Source organism: Nonomuraea maritima (assembly GCF_900100395.1).
Taxonomy (GTDB): domain Bacteria; phylum Actinomycetota; class Actinomycetes; order Streptosporangiales; family Streptosporangiaceae; genus Nonomuraea; species Nonomuraea maritima.
Map to the genome: position 1 here is coordinate 77,890 of NZ_FNFB01000015.1, position 14,253 is coordinate 92,142.

Here is a 14,253-nt window from a genome sequence, read left to right on the forward strand (position 1 = left end):
TCGGTGTCGGCTACTTGCCGGAGGCGTTCTTGCGGCGCCCGGCGGTCGCGGTGACCCTGGCGCCGGTGGCTCTGCGGCCGATGTCCTCGGCCTTGGCGCCGGCTCGCTGCCTGGTGGCCGTCGTGCGCTTCTTCGCCGCCTCCTCCTTCTTGGCGGGCGTGGGCGTCACCTTCTGTTCCTTCTGCGCAGGCGTACGGGGCGCCGCGCGCCCGGCGGGCGTCTCCTTCTGGGCCTGCGCGCCCGTCTCACGCTGCGCGCCCGTCTCACGCTGCCCGTCACGCGCCTTGGCCGCCTGGCGGCGGCGCTGCGCGATCATCATTCCCACGCCGATGGCGGCCGCGACCGGCCAGTCGATGGCCCCGAGCGCCGCCATCGCACCGAGAGCGCCGTAGTAGGCGATGCGCTCCGGCGGTGGAAGCACCGTACGGGCGACATCGACGTAGTGACCGAGTTCCTGCTTGCTGACGTGCGGCATCGGGATGTTCGGCTTCGGGATGTGCGGCATCGAGACATGCGGCAGCGAGACGTCCGGCTTGCGGACCTCGATGCTCAGCATCGGCATGTCAAGGGTGTACCGCTTGGGCACCTTGCCGTTGGACGTGGCGGACCCACGCTCGGTTGCCTGGGTGTCGGCCATGACCCCTCCTCCTAGGTGAGGAAACTCCATATGCTCCTATCCCGCGACTGTGCGTCTTATTCCGGACACCAGATATTTGGCGATTTTGCCCATCCTGTACGGTCAATTCGCCCGCCCGCGCGGCTCGTGGGTCTTGACCTTTTCCGGGCACGGAATTTGGGTCGGCCATTCACCGATTGCCGGCGCTTCCGCGTGATTTTTCCGGCCTTTTCCGGCGAGTCAGCGGGTACGGCCGGGCCTCACAGACCCGGGATCAGGCGTTCGTTGCGGAACAGGTCGACGAAGAGCTGGTGGTCGGCGCGTGCGCGGACGCCGTAGACGTGCGCGAAGTCCACCAGAACCCGGATGAAACCATCGTGGTCGTCGCCGATGACCCCGAAGATCGCGTCCTCGGTGGAGAAGTCGACCAGGTCGTGGGCCGACTCGTCGTCGGCGACCGAGTGCATGCGCGCCACCGCGACCCCGAGGTGCCGTACGACGCCGGCGAACTCCTCCGGCTCGTTGACGTCGTCCCAGTCGAGGTCCGCCGAATACGGGGAGACCTCGGCGACCAGCTGGCCCACGCCGTCCAGCTCGGTGTGACCGAGCCACGGGTCGGCGTACGCCTGCAGCGCCCGCTGCGACTCCGCCGTGCGATGGCCCTGGTGGCGGAAGTACGACCGCACCCGCTCGTCGTCGATGTGCCGCGCCACCGCGGGCGTCTGCGCCTGCTTCATGTACAGGATGACGTCGTTCTCCAGCGCCTGTGTGTGGCCCTCCAGCAGCAGGTTGTACGACGGCAGCCCGGCCGAGCCGATGCCCACGCCCGTGCGCAGCGCGACGTCCTTGATCTCCAGCGCGATCCCGGGGATCTGCGGCAACGTGGTGAGGTAGTCGGCGAAGGCCGCCTCCACCCGGCGGCGCACGGCCTCGCCGACCGCGACGCGGCCCTCCATCACGCCGAACCGGCGGTCGTAGTTCTCGATCGTCGTCTCCAGGTCGAGCAGCGCGACCCGGGTGTTCAGCCGCGCCCGCTGGAGCACGTGGTGCAGCACGCCGCTGGTGGTCGCCAGCGTGAGCGAGCCGATCGCGTCGTCGCCGCCGTGCACGATCGCGTGCAGCTCCGACAGGTACGCCTCGGCGAAGCGGCGCACCAGCGCGCTGATGGCGTCGTCCGACAGGGCCTTGGCGTAACCGATCAGCGCCAGGCTGGCCGCCAGCCGCTTGAGGTCCCATATGTACGGGCCGACGTACGCCTCGTCGAAGTCGTTGACGTTGAAAACCAGCTCGCCGGAGGCGTTCATGTACGTGCCGAAGTTCTCGGCGTGCAGGTCGCCGTGGATCCACACCCGGCTCGTCGGCTTGTCCAGGTAGGCGTCGTCGGCGAACCCGCCGGTCAGGTCGGCGTAGAACAGGCACGCGCTGCCGCGGTAGAACGCGAAGGGCGACGCGGCCATCTTGCGGAACTTGCGCCGGAACGCCGCCGGGTCGCGGGCTATCGACGGGCCGAACTCCGTCACGAACACGTCGAGGATGTGCTGCGATCGATCCACGACTTCCCTTATAACGCCGGGCGTCCCTCCCGCCTCCCCTGCGTCCCGCCCAGTGGAACGCCCGCGCGCCTCACGGCCGGTCCAGCGAAGCGCCCGCGCGCCTCACGGCCGGTCCAGCCCTCCGGCCAGGACGGCGATCGCCTGGTCGACGTCCTCCCGCAGGACGTCCACGGGCGGCGGCTGCTCCGGGTCGGTCGCGCGTTCGAGCCACCGGTCCATGACCACGCGCAGCGCCGTGAGCGCCGTCGCCGCGCACAGCGCCGGATAGATCCCGCCGGCCGTGCCCGGCCCGACGCGTTCGGCGACCGCCTCGGCGAGCGCGCGTTCCTGCGCGGCCAGCACGGCGAGCTGATGCGGCACGAGCGACGGCGACCTGCGGACGAGCTGCAGCGCCCTGACGTAGTCGCGGCCGGTGGCGTCACCGCGATCGGCGACGGCGAGCACCGCCTCGCGCAGGGCTCCCAGCACCGACTCTGTCGCGGGCCTGGCCCGGAACTCGGCGATGAGCGCCTCGGCCCCGGCCGCGGCGGCGGCTACCAGCGCTTCCTCCTTGCCGGGGAAGTAGTTGAAGAACGTCCGCAGCGCGATGTCGGCCTCGGCAGCGATCTGCTCGACGGTGACGTTCTCGACGCCGTGGCGCAGGGCGAGGCGCAGCGCCGCCTCCCGGACGGCGGTCCGGGTGGCGAGCTTCCTGCGTTCGCGGCGGCCGGTCATGCCCATGTGACGGGGAGCGAGTGCACCCCGAAGACGAGCATCTCGTTGCGCAGCGGCACTTGCTCCGCTGGAACGGCGAGGCGCAGGCCAGGCATCCGGGTCAGCAGCTCGCCGAGGCCGACCCGCATCTCCACCCGGGCGAGCTGCTGGCCCAGGCACTGGTGGACGCCATGCCCGAAGGCCAGGTGGGAGGTGCGGGGCCGGAGCACGTCAAGCCGGTCGGGGTCGTTCCAGTGGCGGGGGTCGCGGTTGGCCTCGGGCGTCGCGATGATCACGGTGGCGCCGGCGGCGATCTCGACGTCGCCCACCTTGACGTCCTCGGTGGCGACCCGGGTGACGCCCATCTGGATGATGGACAGGTAGCGCAGCAGCTCCTCGATCGCGTTGTCGAGGAGGGCCGGGTCGGCCCGCAGCGCGCCGAGCTGGTCGGGGTGCTCCAGCAGCGCGAACGTGCCGAGGCCCAGCATGTTGGCGGTGGTCTCGTGGCCGGCGCCGAGCAGCACGAGCGCCATGTCGACCAGCTGCGCGTCGGTCAGCGGCGGGTCGGCGTCGTGGATGAGCCCGGACAGCATGTCGTCGGCCGGCTCGGCCCGCTTGGCCGCCACCAGCTCCTGGATGAAGCCGTACAGTTCGAGGCCCGCGCGGGCCCGCTCGTCGTCGCCGCTGGTGGAGTCGAGCGCGATGGCGGTGTTCCGCTGGAACCGCGCGCGGTCGGCGTAGTCGACGCCGAGCATCTCGCAGATCACCAGCGAGGGGATCGGCAGCGCGTACGCGGGCACGAGGTCGGCCTCGGTGCCGGCGGCCCGCATCGCCTCGATGTGCTCGACCGCGATGTCGCGGATGTGCGACTCCAGCGCCCGCATCCGCCGGACGGTGAACTGCCCGGTGAGCAGCCGCCGCAGCCGCGTGTGCTCGGGCGGGTCCATAAAGATGAACATGCCATCGGTACGGCCCCCGGGCGGGGGCGCGGGCTGCCCGGCCGCTTGCTGGTGGGTGGCGTCGGGGTGGCGTACCCGGTCGGAGCTGAAGCGGGGGTCGCTGAGGACGGCGCGGGCCTCGTCCAGGCCGGTGACCATCCAGGTCGAGGCGCCGTTGTGCAGCGTCAGCGGCTGCACCGCCCCCTGGCCGCGCCGCTGCCGCAGGCCGGGCGGCGGGTCGAAGGGGCACCCGTCGCGCTCGACCAGGTCGGCCGGCAGCAGCCGGCGCATCGCGGTGGGCGACTCGTCGGCCGGCACGGTCGCGTTCTCGTCACCGGAGCTCGTCATCGGCACATCCTCTCCACGGGAAGCCTGTCGCCGACCACTGTAGAACGTGCATGTCGTGCATTCATGCACAACGTGCACGTTCGTGGCTCAGCCGGCCGTGACGACGCACTTGACGAAGCCCGGCGGCCGGTCGGCGAAATACCCGAAGCCGCGGTCGACCTCGTCGAGGGGCACGGTGTGGGTGATCAGAGGTTCGAGGGTGAGGCGGCGGTCGGCCATCAGCCGCAGGCCCTCGCGCAGCGCCGCCATGGTCCGCCGGCGCTCGCCGCTGAACCCGTTGACGATCGTCACCCCGCGATACCACAGCTCGATGTCCAGCTCACGAGGGCCGTCGTGGTGGTAGCCGGCCACGCAGAGCGTGCCGTGCCGCGTCACCAGGTCGCCCGCCAGCTTCAGGCCGGCGGCCCTGCCGGTGAACTCCACGACCACGTCGAAGCCGGACGCGAGCCCGGCCGCCTCCTCCGGCGTGCACACCTCGTCGGCGCCCAGGGCCGGCGCGAGGTCGCGTACGTGCGGCAGCGGGTCGACCCCGACCAGCCGGGCGGGTGCGTGCCCGGCCGCCACCTGCACCGCGATGAGGCCCATGAAACCGAGCCCGACCACGGCCACCCGCTGCCCGGGGGCGAGCGGACAGCGCGACAGCGCCTCGACGACGCAGGCCAGCGGCTCGCCGAGGGCCGCCGCGTCCGGCACGTTCGCCGGCACCGGCAGCAGCGCCGCGGCGGGGACGTGCACCGCGTCGGCGAAGGCGGGGGAGGCGAAGCCGGTCACCCGGTCGCCGGGCGACCAGCCGTACACGCCCGCACCGAGCGCCTCGATGACGCCGGTCAGCTCGTGTCCCAGGCGGGTCGGGGGTCCCTGGTGGCGGGCCCAGGCCGACTCCTCCGAGGAGCAGATCCCGGAGGCCAGGGTCCGTACCCTTACCTCACCGGGGCCGGGCGGGGTGTCGGCGACCTCGACGATCTCCGAACGACCCGGTGCCACCACCTGTGCGTACCGCACGCATCCTCCTCGATTCACCGGACCGCCAGGCGGCGGGCCAGTTCGACGGCGCCCGCGACCGGCGGCTCGCGCAGCAGCGTCGCCGTCACCCCGGGCAACAGCGCCATTAGTTCGCTCTCGAACGCCGTGAACAGCGCAGGACGGCCCACGATCACGCCGCCCGCCGCGACCACGGCACGGGTGTCGGCGCCCCGCCTGGCCAGCGCCGCCACCAGATGGGCCAGCGCCGCACCGCCCCGCTGGACGACCTCGCGGGCCGTGGCGGAGCCCTCGTCCGCGGCATCGAACACGGCGGGCGCGTGCGCGGCCCACGTCTCGACCCCGCCGTCCCAGCTCATCGCGGCGGCCAGCTCGGGCAGGCCGGGCACGCCGTACGAGCGCAGCAGGGCGCTGCCGAGCGCGTCGAGCGGCTCGCCCTCGTCGGCGCGGGCGAGCACCGCGCGGGCCGCGTCGCGGACGAGCGCCGAGCCGGAGCCCTCGTCGCCGAGCACCCAGCCCCAACCGCCCGCCGACAGGTGGGCGCCGGTCTCGCGGTGGCGGCCCACGGCGATCGAACCGGTGCCGGCGACCACGCCGATCCCGCCGGGCAGGCCCGCCGCGGGTACGAGCAGCTGGGCGTCGTTGACCACGGTGGCGGGCACGCCCAGGGCCGCCTCCAGCTCGCGTCCGAGCCGGTCGCACTGTTCGGGTGTCTCGCACCCGTGCGCCCCGGTGACGACCCGCACCACCTCGTCGCCAGGACGTGGCAGCGCCCCCACCCGTTCGGCCAGCCACGAGGCGGCGGCGGGCAGCGACCGGGTCTGCCAGCCGGTGCTCGGCACCGTGCGGTCGGCGGCGATCTCACCGGCGGCCAGGTCGAGCAGGCGCATCCGCGTCTTCGTGCCGCCGGCGTCGACGCCCACCACGACCCGGCTCATCCGACGGGTTCCTCCACCTTCGTGTCGCTGTTGTGGAAGACGAAGTCCTCGATGTCCACGCCGCGCGCCTCGGCCAGCGCGGCCGCCAGGCGCTGCAGCACGGCGGTGGCGAGGACGACCCGCACCGGGAGGGGGGCCTCGGCCGGGAGCGGCACCACGTGCAGGTGCTCGGCGGGCGCGAAGTCTGCCGAGGTGACGCAGAGGGTGTGGTGGCCGGCCGCGGCGAGGGTCGTGGCCAGCTCCAGCTCGCGGCCGTCGCCGATGACGACGTGCAGGGTGTCGCCGGCCGACTCCATCTCGCCGTGCAGGTAGTTGCGGGTGACCAGCGCGGAGGCGGGCACCCGGCACACCTCGCGCAGCAGCAGGGCGCCGGACTCGGAGACGGCGCGGAAGACGCCTGAGGAGACGACGTCGGCGGCCACCGCGCGGGCGGCGCGGCGGGCGACCTCGTCCACCACCGGGGCGAGCGCCTCCTCGTGCCGCTCCAGGGCGGCGCCGATCCCGGACCACTCCTCGGCGACCTCGGCCGCGGGCGTGCCGAGCAGCGTCCTGGCCACCATGGTGAGCGCGACCAGCGTGCCGGTGTAGCCGATGGTGGAGGCGTAGCTGTCGGGCTCGTTCCCGAGGTCGACGCAGTGGTCGGCGGCCCTGCTGAGCAGCGAGGGAACGACGTTCACCAGCGCCGCGCGGTGCGCGCCAGGCAGCAGGGAGAGCGAGTCGATGGTCTCCGGGCTGCGCCCGGACTGGGAGACGGCGAGCACCAGGTCGGCTCCCGTCAGCGAGAGGCCGTCGCCGAGTTCTCCGGCCAGTTCGCGGCGGGCGAGGACGCCGCCTTCTGCCAGCAGCTGGACCGGCAGGGTGAGAGCCGCGTAGCTGGCCCCGATGCCGACGAAGACCGGCCGCTTCACCCCGGCGAGCGCGCCGTCCGCTGCGGCGAGTGCGGGGAGCTGGGCCGCGACCCGGGCCGCGATCCGCTCCAGGGCCGCCGGCTGGCCCGCCCGTCCTGCCAGGAAGGGGATTCGCACCCCGGTCATGTCGTTGGTTTCCTCTCGAGGGGAGATACCAGAAATATCATTAATAAGACCACACCATACCACGTAAGGCCATAAAGGAGCCGGGTTGTGGGGATTCATCGGTGGCCGGCCGCTGTGGGGAGCCGGCCGGGGTGTGTGTACGTGGGGGGTGGGTGAATCGGGTCAGGAGCCGCGGACGAACGAGGTGCGCAGCCGGTAGCGGTCGCCCCGGTAGGTGATGGTCGAGACGAGCACCACCCGGTCGGTGGCGTCCGTCATGGTCTGGCTCATGGTCAGGACGGGATCGCCCGGCTCGAGCTGCAGCGGCTCGGCGTGCTCGGGGGCGCACCCCCTGGCCTCGATGGTGGACTCGGCCACGACCGGCTCGGCGCCCGCCGCGACGAGCTCGTCCAGCAGCGACGCGCGGCTGAAGTCGACGGACGCGAGGCCGGGCACCAGGTTGGCCACCACGCGGGAGGAGTCGACCGCGATCGGCACCCCGTCCAGCATGCGGACGCGCTCCAGCAGGAAGACGTCGGCGCCCGCCGCCACGCCGAACTCGTCGGCCTCGTCCAGCGACGCGTGCTTGACCTCGGCGCGCAGCACCCGCGACGTGGGCACGAGGCCCTTGCGGCGGGCCGTCTCGGTGAAGGACTCCAGCGAGTTCGGCCACTCGCGGTCGGAGCGGGCCGCGACATACCACCCGCGACCGTGCGAGGACCGCATGACGCCGCGCTCGACCAGGTGTTGCAGCGCGCGGCGGAGCGTCACCCGGCTGATGCCGAGCTGGGTGCACAGGTCGCGTTCCGCGGGCAGCCGTCGCCCGGCGGGCAGGACGCCCTCGCGCACCTGACGTTCGATCAGCTCGGCGGCCTGGACCCACAGCGGCTCTGGGTTGTCCGGTGCGATGAGGGACCTCTGAGGCGACGTGCTCACCCCGTCCATGTCTTTTCCCGTCCCCAGCTTGTGTCTCATCGTCGAACCCCGCGGCCGGATACCATTATCCATCACAATCTCCGGCAAGTCGGTCGAAGGCCGCGTCCAGCTCGGCGTCGACCTTCTGCCTGGACGGATCGGCGTCGAACCACCGGAGAATCTCCCGGGCTCCCTGCTCGAATGGCACCCGAGCCGAAAATCCCGGTACGAGCCGTTTAATCCTCGAATTGTCATAAATCATGGAATGCCGGAAATCTTCCTCCAGGACGGTCCCCATCCACGGGATTTCCCGGCCGATGTCCGCGCTCGACCGGTGCACCATCCTGGGTTCCACCCCGGCGGCCCTGGCGAGCGAGAAATGAATGCCGTCCCAGGTGAGCGGTTCGTCGGAGGTGATGTGCACGCTTTCCCCCACGGCGGCCCGGCCGGCCACCACCCCGGAGAGCCCCACGGCGAAGTCGCTCGCGTGGGTGAGGTTCCACAGTGAGGTGCCGTCCCCGTGCACGACGGCCGGTCTGCCGCGCCTCCAGCGGTCGATCACCGTCCAGCCGGCCAGGACGGGGAACACGGTCTCGTCGTAGACGTGCGCGGCCCGCACGATCGTCGCCGGGAAACCCTCGTAGCGGTAGGCACGTTCCAGCTCCTCCTCGCAGCGCAGCTTCTGCGCCGGGTAGTCGAAGTCGCCCGCGCGCCGTGCCGACGCCTCCGTGACCGGCAGCGTGGGCGCGGGCCTGGCGTACACCGAGCCGGTCGAGATGAACACGTAGTGCCCGGTACGGCCCGCGTACCTGGACACGTCGGCGGCGATGTCGGCGGGGACGTACCCGACGAAGTTGACGACCGCGTCGAAGGTCTCGTCGCCGAGCGCGGCCCGCATGGAGGCGTCGTCGTGCACGTCGGCGGTGAGCGCCCGCACGCCGTCCGGCAACGGCCGCGTGGTGCTGCGGCCCCTGGTCAGCGCGGTGACGTCGAAGCCGTCGGCGGCGAACCGGCGGGCGCAGGCCGCGCTGATCACGCCCGTGCCGCCGAGCAGGAGAACTTTCATGACGCCTCCACGGGACGGCGGCCGGTCGCGAGGCCCGCGCCGACGAGGTAGTCGTAGCACGAGCGCAGCAGCTCGTACATGTCCTGGTGGGACCGGTCGGCCTCGACGATGTGCCACCTGACCGCCGGGTTGGCCCGCGCCGCCGCCGCCACGTCGACAGTCCCCTCGCCGAAGGGCACCATGTGGTCGTCCATACCGGTCGCCGGGCCGTCCTTGAGGTGGGTGAACTCCAGCCGGTCGCCCAGCCCCGCGGCCACCCGCGCCGGGTCGAGCCCGGCCACGGCCACCCAGTACGTGTCGAGCTCGACGACCACCGCGGGATCGAGCTCGGCGAGCAGGACGTCGTAGGCCCACCGGCCGCCGAACTCGTTGCGGAACTCGGCGAAGTGGTTGTGGTAGGCGATCCGCATGCCGCGCGCCGCCGCGTTGGCCGCCGCCCGGTTGACGCGCTCCGCCCCGGCGAGGACGCCGTCGAGCGTGCCGAACTCCTCCGGCTCCAGGCTCCACACCAGCGTCTCGACGCCGAGCTCCGCGCACCCGTCGAGGACGGCCGCGGCGTCAGCGCCGGACGGGAACGGGACGTGCATGCTGCACAGGCCGAGACCCAGCCGGTCGAGGGCGGAGCGGACGACCGACGGCGGGTGGTTGTACAGGCTGATGGGTTCGACCGCGGCGAAGCCGATCTCCGCGACGCGCTCCAGCACGCCGAGCAGGTCCTTGGAGGCGTCCTCGTGCAGCGACCAGAGCTGCGCCGCGACCGGCGGGACGTGGCCGCTCATACCGGGTCCCCGATGAACCGGGCGTTGCCCAGCGGCCAGCGGGTGGACCAGGTGCCGATCGCGTCGTCGTCCACGCCGGCCGCCCACAGCACCGCCTGCCGGACGAGCTGGCGGAACCAGGGGTTGCCCCAGGCCCGCGCGTCGTGGCCGAGCGAGGTGTAGCAGACCCGGCCGGCGCCGTGCTCGCGCACGTAGGCCACCGGTTCCGTGCCCTCGCTCGTGCGCCGCTCGGCCACCACCTGGACGTCCGGCGCGTACTCCAGCACGTAGTACTCGTCGTCGACGGCGAAGTCGTCCAGGTGCTTCGTGACGGGGTGTCCGCCGCGCACCGAGACCTCGATCCGGCCCTCCGAGCCCGCGTCCCCGTGCGAGAGGTAACGCGAGCCCACCAGCTCGTACGCCGCCCGGTCGGCGGCAAGGCCGCCGGGCCCGAAGCCGAACAGGTTGCTCGCGTGCACCGCGACCAGCCCCTTCCCGGCCGCCACCAGCTCCGACAACGCCCGTTGCTGGACGGGGTCGAAGGTGACCGACGAGCGGTAGAGCACGTAGACGTCCGCCTCGGCCGTGGCCGGCATCGGGTCGACGAACCGGTCGAGGCCGACGGCGCGGGCGGCCGGCAGACCGCCCTCGATCACGATCTCCTGCAGCGCCAGCGCGGCGCCCAGCAGATCGTGGTGGAGATCGGTGCCCTCGACGATCACCAGTGCCGAGGGCCCGTGTCTGAGTTTCATTCCGAAGGACTCCTGTTCCGCAGGTCAGCGGGCCTGCGCGTACTCCCTGGCCATCTGGTCGCCGCCGCCGGACTTCCACTTCTGGATCGCGGCGGTCAGGCTGGAGGCGGGCTCGCGGCCGAGGAACACCGCGACGACCGCGTCGTCCATCTGCTTCTGCAGGGCGGCGCCCTTGGTGTTGTAGGTCTGCGAGTACAGATGCTCGGCGGGGTTGGGCAGCAGCGTCGAGACCACCTTCTGCTGCCAGTCGTAGTTGAGCTTGTCGACGCCCGGCGTGCCCTGCGGGTTGCACAGCACCTGCGGGCCGCCCGCGATGTAGGCCATGCCGAGGTCCTGCTCCCGCTGTCCGCGCGTGGTGAGCACGGCCACGCCGTCCTTGACCGTGTAGTCCTCGCCCTCGACGCCGTAGTTGATCACGAACGACTCCCTGGTGCCGAACGGGGCCGAGATGTAGTCGAGCACCTTGAGGAACATGTCGATGCGCTTCTTGTCGGTCGTCTTCTTGATCATCGTGATCGCGTAGGCGCCGTTGCCCGTCCAGTGCACGGCGTCGCCGCCGTCCTTGCCGAACGGCAGCATGATGTCGAAGACGAGCTCGCGGTCGTCGGCGACGATGCCGAACGCGCGGTTGCCGTCGTGCACCATGGCCAGCTTGCCCGAGCGGAAGAGCGCGTCCCGCTGCACCTTGTTCTCGATGAGCGTCGCGGTGTCGGGGTGGAAGACGCCGCTCTTGTAGAGGGCGGCCAGCTCGGCGATGGCCGGGATGAACGCCTCGTGCTCGTAGGCGGAGACGAAGGTGCCGTCGCTCTTGCGCGTCCACTTGTTGGGCACGCCGAACATCATCTGCAGGAAGCCGGCGATGTTGCCGCCGAAGGCGTACACGCCGGCCTTCGGGTCGGTGACCGCCTTGGCGAGGTCGCGGAACTCCTGGAGGTTCTTCGGCTGCGGGTTGGCGCCGGCGGCCTCGATGACGTCCGTCTTGGTGTAGATCTGCGTGCTGAAGATGGGGTCGGAACGCGGGACGCCGTAGATGCGGCCGTTGAGGTAGCCGTTGAGCCAGCCGGCCTCCTGGATGCCGGCCAGGTTCGGGTACTTCTTCACCGCGTCGCCGGAGAGGTACTCGCTCAGGTCGGTGAACTGCGCCTCGGCGAGCTGCGGCAGGCGGGAGACGTTCTGGAAGATCGGTACGGAGACGAACTCCGGCAGGTCGTCACCGGCGACGAGGGCGGGGAACTTCGTCTGGAAGTCGGCGAAGGGCACCTGCACCGGCTTGATGTTGAGGTTGAGCTCCTTGTTCAGCAGCTGCCAGTAGACGTTCTCCTCCAGGGGCGGGGCCGGCTGGCCGTACGTCATGATCATGACGTTGAAGTCGGTGCCGTCACCGACGGGGCCGGTCACCGTCTTCGGGCCGTCCATGGGGAAGGACTCGTAGACGTCCATGACGCCCTGGGCGGTGCCCTCGTACAGCGGCTTGGGCTTGTTCGGCGGCACGTACGTGGGCAGCGGCACCGCCTGGCCGGCGCTCGCCGACCCGCCGCCGCCCGCGCTCCTGGTTCCCGAGCCTGAGCCGCAGGCGGCGAGCGCTCCGCCGAAGGGCGCGAGCGCCGCGGCCAGGCCCGCGCTCCGCAGCAGCGATCGGCGACTGATTCTGCTAGACATGATGTCTTCCTTTACAGATGTCCGGTCAACCCTTGATGGCCCCGGTGAGCATCCCCTTCGACATGTGCTTGGTCAGGAAGGGATAGACACACAGGATCGGCAGTGTGGCGATCGCCACGAGCGCCATCTGCACGGACTGCGCGGGGGGTGCCACGTATCCGGGAATGGCCTGCGCATTGGTGGTGACGTTGTTGTCCAGCACGAACGTCCGCATGACGAGCTGGAGCGGCCACATCTCCGTATCGTTCAAATACAGCAGCGGGCCGAAATAGTTGTTCCAGTAGCCGACCGCGATGAAAAGGCCCACCACCGCGATGACGGCTTTGGAATTGGGCAGCACGACCGACCGCAGAATGCGCCATTCCCCGGCGCCGTCCATGCGGGCCGCGTCGAACAGCTCGTGCGGTATCGCCTGGATGAACCCGCGGACGATGACGATGTTGAACGCGCTCACCGCGGTGGGGATGATCAGCGACCAGTACGTGTTCAGCATGCCCAGCTGCTTGACCATCAGGTAGACGGGGATCATGCCGGGCGCGAAGAGCAGGGTGAAGAGCACGAACGACAGCAGGCCACGCTGGAAGAGCGACTGCCTGCGGCTCAGGCCGTAGGCCGCGAGCACCGTGCAGGCGAGGCTGAAGGCGGTGCCCACCGCCGTCACCCCCACGCTGATCACGATGGAGCGCGACACCTGCGTGCCGTTGAAGATCTCCTTGTAGGCCTCGAAGGAGACGCTCGTCGGCCAGATCACGTAGCCGCCGTTGGCGTCGATCTGCTGCTGGGTGGCGATGCTGGTGGAGATCACGACGAGGAACGGGAAGACGACCACCGCGCAGATGAGCGTGAGCGCGAGCGCCTTCAGGGCGATGGCGATCGGCCGGGGCTTGCCCAGCCATACGGGACGGGTGTTCATCGCCGGTAGACGCCCTCCTCTCCGAGCCGGTGGGCGAGTTTGTTGGCGGCGAGCACGAGCAGCAGGCTCACCACGCCTTTGAGCAGGCCGGCGGCGGTCGCGGTGCCCCAGCTGCCGTCGACCACGCCGTTGAAGTACGTGAAGGTGTCCAGCACCTCGGCGGCTCCGGGGCCGACCGCGTCGCGCTGGAGCAGGATCTGCTCGAAGCCGACGGTGAGGGAGTCGCCGAGCCGCAGGATGAGCATCAGCACGATGATCGGCCGCATGCCGGGGAGCGTGACGTGCCAGAAGCGCTGCCAGGCGCCGGCGCCGTCGATGGTGGCGGCCTCGTACAGGCCGGGGTTGATGGCGGCGATGGCCGCCAGGAAGATGATCGTCCCCCAGCCGGCGTCCTTCCAGATGGCCTGCGTGGTGAGCAGCAGCTTGAAGGTGTCGGGGTTGGACATGATCTCGAAGGGCGACATGTCGTGCGTGAGGAGGAAGCGGTTCAGCACGCCGTTGCCGCCCAGGACCTGCTGGAACAGCGCGACGATGATCACCCACGAGAGGAAGTGCGGCAGGTAGATCACCGACTGCACGAACCTCTTGGCCATCGGCATGGCGACCGTGTTGAGCAGCACCGCCAGCAGGATCGGCACGGGGAAGAACAGGACGATCTGCAGCAGGGTGATCTGCGCCGTGTTCCACAGCGCGTTCCAGAACGCCGTGTCGGAGAACAGTGAGCTGAAGTTGGCCCATCCCACCCACTCCGACCCGGTGAAGCCGAGGAAGGGGACGTAGTCCATGAACGCGATGACGCTGCCCAGTAACGGGATGTAGGTGAAGAGCAGCAGGATGAGCACCGCGGGAGCCACCATGACGAGCAGGGGCGAATCCCGCCAGAGCTTGGTGAGGAAGGGCATTTTCCGCTGGGTGTGGAGCTTGTTCTCGGGTGGCGGGTTCACTCGAGGCAGGGTCTGATTGACCGCCATGATCACCTCTCCATGAGTCGGGAAAAAGCTCCGCGACCAGGGCGAAATACCAGTGAAGTACCGGGAAGATACCACTTGCGCCAAAGTAAGACAACCAGTACGTTCGCCCACTATAAGAAGGACCTTCACAGATCCCGAA

The 14,253-nt window shown here is 70.7% G+C and carries 14 protein-coding genes; all 14 read right to left on the reverse strand.

Translation table 11 applies throughout. The annotated features are described in order from the left end of the window. Nucleotides 1-10: 10 nt before the first annotated feature. Entirely contained in the window at nucleotides 11-637 is a 627-nt protein-coding gene (locus BLR04_RS40815) for a hypothetical protein (protein ID WP_176903244.1), read from the reverse strand. 239 nt (nucleotides 638-876) lie between these two features. Continuing rightward, a complete protein-coding gene (locus tag BLR04_RS23095; protein ID WP_218129119.1) occupies nucleotides 877-2,169 on the reverse strand; it encodes a DUF2252 domain-containing protein in 1,293 nt (430 codons plus the stop codon). 102 nt (nucleotides 2,170-2,271) lie between these two features. After that, on the reverse strand, nucleotides 2,272-2,883 hold the full coding sequence (locus tag BLR04_RS23100) for an acyl-CoA-like ligand-binding transcription factor (RefSeq protein ID WP_218129120.1): 612 nt from the start codon (nucleotides 2,881-2,883) through the stop codon (nucleotides 2,272-2,274). Beyond that, entirely contained in the window at nucleotides 2,880-4,091 is a 1,212-nt protein-coding gene (locus BLR04_RS23105) for a cytochrome P450 (RefSeq protein WP_090769093.1), read from the reverse strand. Before BLR04_RS23105 ends, BLR04_RS23100 begins: the two co-directional genes overlap by 4 nt. Before the next feature lie 144 nt (nucleotides 4,092-4,235). Continuing rightward, the gene (locus BLR04_RS23110; RefSeq protein ID WP_176903245.1) at nucleotides 4,236-5,150 is read right to left on the reverse strand and encodes an alcohol dehydrogenase catalytic domain-containing protein; all 915 of its coding nucleotides are present in this window, start codon (nucleotides 5,148-5,150) and stop codon (nucleotides 4,236-4,238) included. Nucleotides 5,151-5,164: 14 nt separating this feature from the next. Next, entirely contained in the window at nucleotides 5,165-6,067 is a 903-nt protein-coding gene (locus BLR04_RS23115; protein WP_090768925.1) for an N-acetylglucosamine kinase, read from the reverse strand. Then, nucleotides 6,064-7,101 carry an SIS domain-containing protein gene (locus BLR04_RS23120; RefSeq protein WP_090768927.1) on the reverse strand — a complete coding sequence of 346 codons (1,038 nt, stop codon included), beginning with the start codon at nucleotides 7,099-7,101 and terminating at the stop codon, nucleotides 6,064-6,066. The genes BLR04_RS23115 and BLR04_RS23120 overlap by 4 nt, the downstream gene beginning before the upstream one ends. A gap of 162 nt (nucleotides 7,102-7,263) precedes the next feature. Beyond that, nucleotides 7,264-8,055, reverse strand: coding sequence for a GntR family transcriptional regulator (locus BLR04_RS23125; protein WP_218129121.1), 792 nt, complete (start codon nucleotides 8,053-8,055; stop codon nucleotides 7,264-7,266). A 25-nt stretch (nucleotides 8,056-8,080) separates the two neighbouring features. After that, complete coding sequence (locus tag BLR04_RS23130; RefSeq protein WP_090768931.1) at nucleotides 8,081-9,061, reverse strand: NAD-dependent epimerase/dehydratase family protein; 981 nt, start codon at nucleotides 9,059-9,061, stop codon at nucleotides 8,081-8,083. Continuing rightward, entirely contained in the window at nucleotides 9,058-9,840 is a 783-nt protein-coding gene (locus BLR04_RS23135) for a sugar phosphate isomerase/epimerase family protein (protein ID WP_090768933.1), read from the reverse strand. Before BLR04_RS23135 ends, BLR04_RS23130 begins: the two co-directional genes overlap by 4 nt. Further along, on the reverse strand, nucleotides 9,837-10,571 hold the full coding sequence (locus BLR04_RS23140) for a ThuA domain-containing protein (protein WP_090768935.1): 735 nt from the start codon (nucleotides 10,569-10,571) through the stop codon (nucleotides 9,837-9,839). The genes BLR04_RS23135 and BLR04_RS23140 overlap by 4 nt, the downstream gene beginning before the upstream one ends. Nucleotides 10,572-10,595: 24 nt before the next feature. Next, nucleotides 10,596-12,230, reverse strand: coding sequence for a type 2 periplasmic-binding domain-containing protein (locus tag BLR04_RS23145; RefSeq protein WP_090768937.1), 1,635 nt, complete (start codon nucleotides 12,228-12,230; stop codon nucleotides 10,596-10,598). 25 nt (nucleotides 12,231-12,255) lie between these two features. Continuing rightward, nucleotides 12,256-13,143, reverse strand: a complete 888-nt coding sequence (locus tag BLR04_RS23150) for a carbohydrate ABC transporter permease (protein ID WP_090768939.1) — start codon at nucleotides 13,141-13,143, stop codon at nucleotides 12,256-12,258. Next, nucleotides 13,140-14,087: an ABC transporter permease gene (locus BLR04_RS23155; protein WP_245740427.1), complete on the reverse strand. Its 948-nt coding sequence runs from the start codon at nucleotides 14,085-14,087 to the stop codon at nucleotides 13,140-13,142. The genes BLR04_RS23150 and BLR04_RS23155 overlap by 4 nt, the downstream gene beginning before the upstream one ends. Nucleotides 14,088-14,253 lie beyond the last annotated feature (166 nt).

Excerpts from the sequence above, each read along its gene's own strand:
- BLR04_RS40815 (WP_176903244.1), bottom strand. The coding sequence starts at position 637 with ATGGCCGACACCCAGGCAACCGAGCGTGGGTCCGCCACGTCCAACGGC.
- BLR04_RS23100 (WP_218129120.1), bottom strand. The coding sequence starts at position 2,883 with ATGACCGGCCGCCGCGAACGCAGGAAGCTCGCCACCCGGACCGCCGTC.
- BLR04_RS23105 (WP_090769093.1), bottom strand. The coding sequence starts at position 4,091 with ATGCGCCGGCTGCTGCCGGCCGACCTGGTCGAGCGCGACGGGTGCCCC.
- BLR04_RS23115 (WP_090768925.1), bottom strand. The coding sequence starts at position 6,067 with ATGAGCCGGGTCGTGGTGGGCGTCGACGCCGGCGGCACGAAGACGCGG.
- BLR04_RS23120 (WP_090768927.1), bottom strand. The coding sequence starts at position 7,101 with ATGACCGGGGTGCGAATCCCCTTCCTGGCAGGACGGGCGGGCCAGCCG.
- BLR04_RS23125 (WP_218129121.1), bottom strand. The coding sequence starts at position 8,055 with ATGAGACACAAGCTGGGGACGGGAAAAGACATGGACGGGGTGAGCACG.
- BLR04_RS23130 (WP_090768931.1), bottom strand. The coding sequence starts at position 9,061 with ATGAAAGTTCTCCTGCTCGGCGGCACGGGCGTGATCAGCGCGGCCTGC.
- BLR04_RS23135 (WP_090768933.1), bottom strand. The coding sequence starts at position 9,840 with ATGAGCGGCCACGTCCCGCCGGTCGCGGCGCAGCTCTGGTCGCTGCAC.
- BLR04_RS23140 (WP_090768935.1), bottom strand. The coding sequence starts at position 10,571 with ATGAAACTCAGACACGGGCCCTCGGCACTGGTGATCGTCGAGGGCACC.
- BLR04_RS23145 (WP_090768937.1), bottom strand. The coding sequence starts at position 12,230 with ATGTCTAGCAGAATCAGTCGCCGATCGCTGCTGCGGAGCGCGGGCCTG.
- BLR04_RS23150 (WP_090768939.1), bottom strand. The coding sequence starts at position 13,143 with ATGAACACCCGTCCCGTATGGCTGGGCAAGCCCCGGCCGATCGCCATC.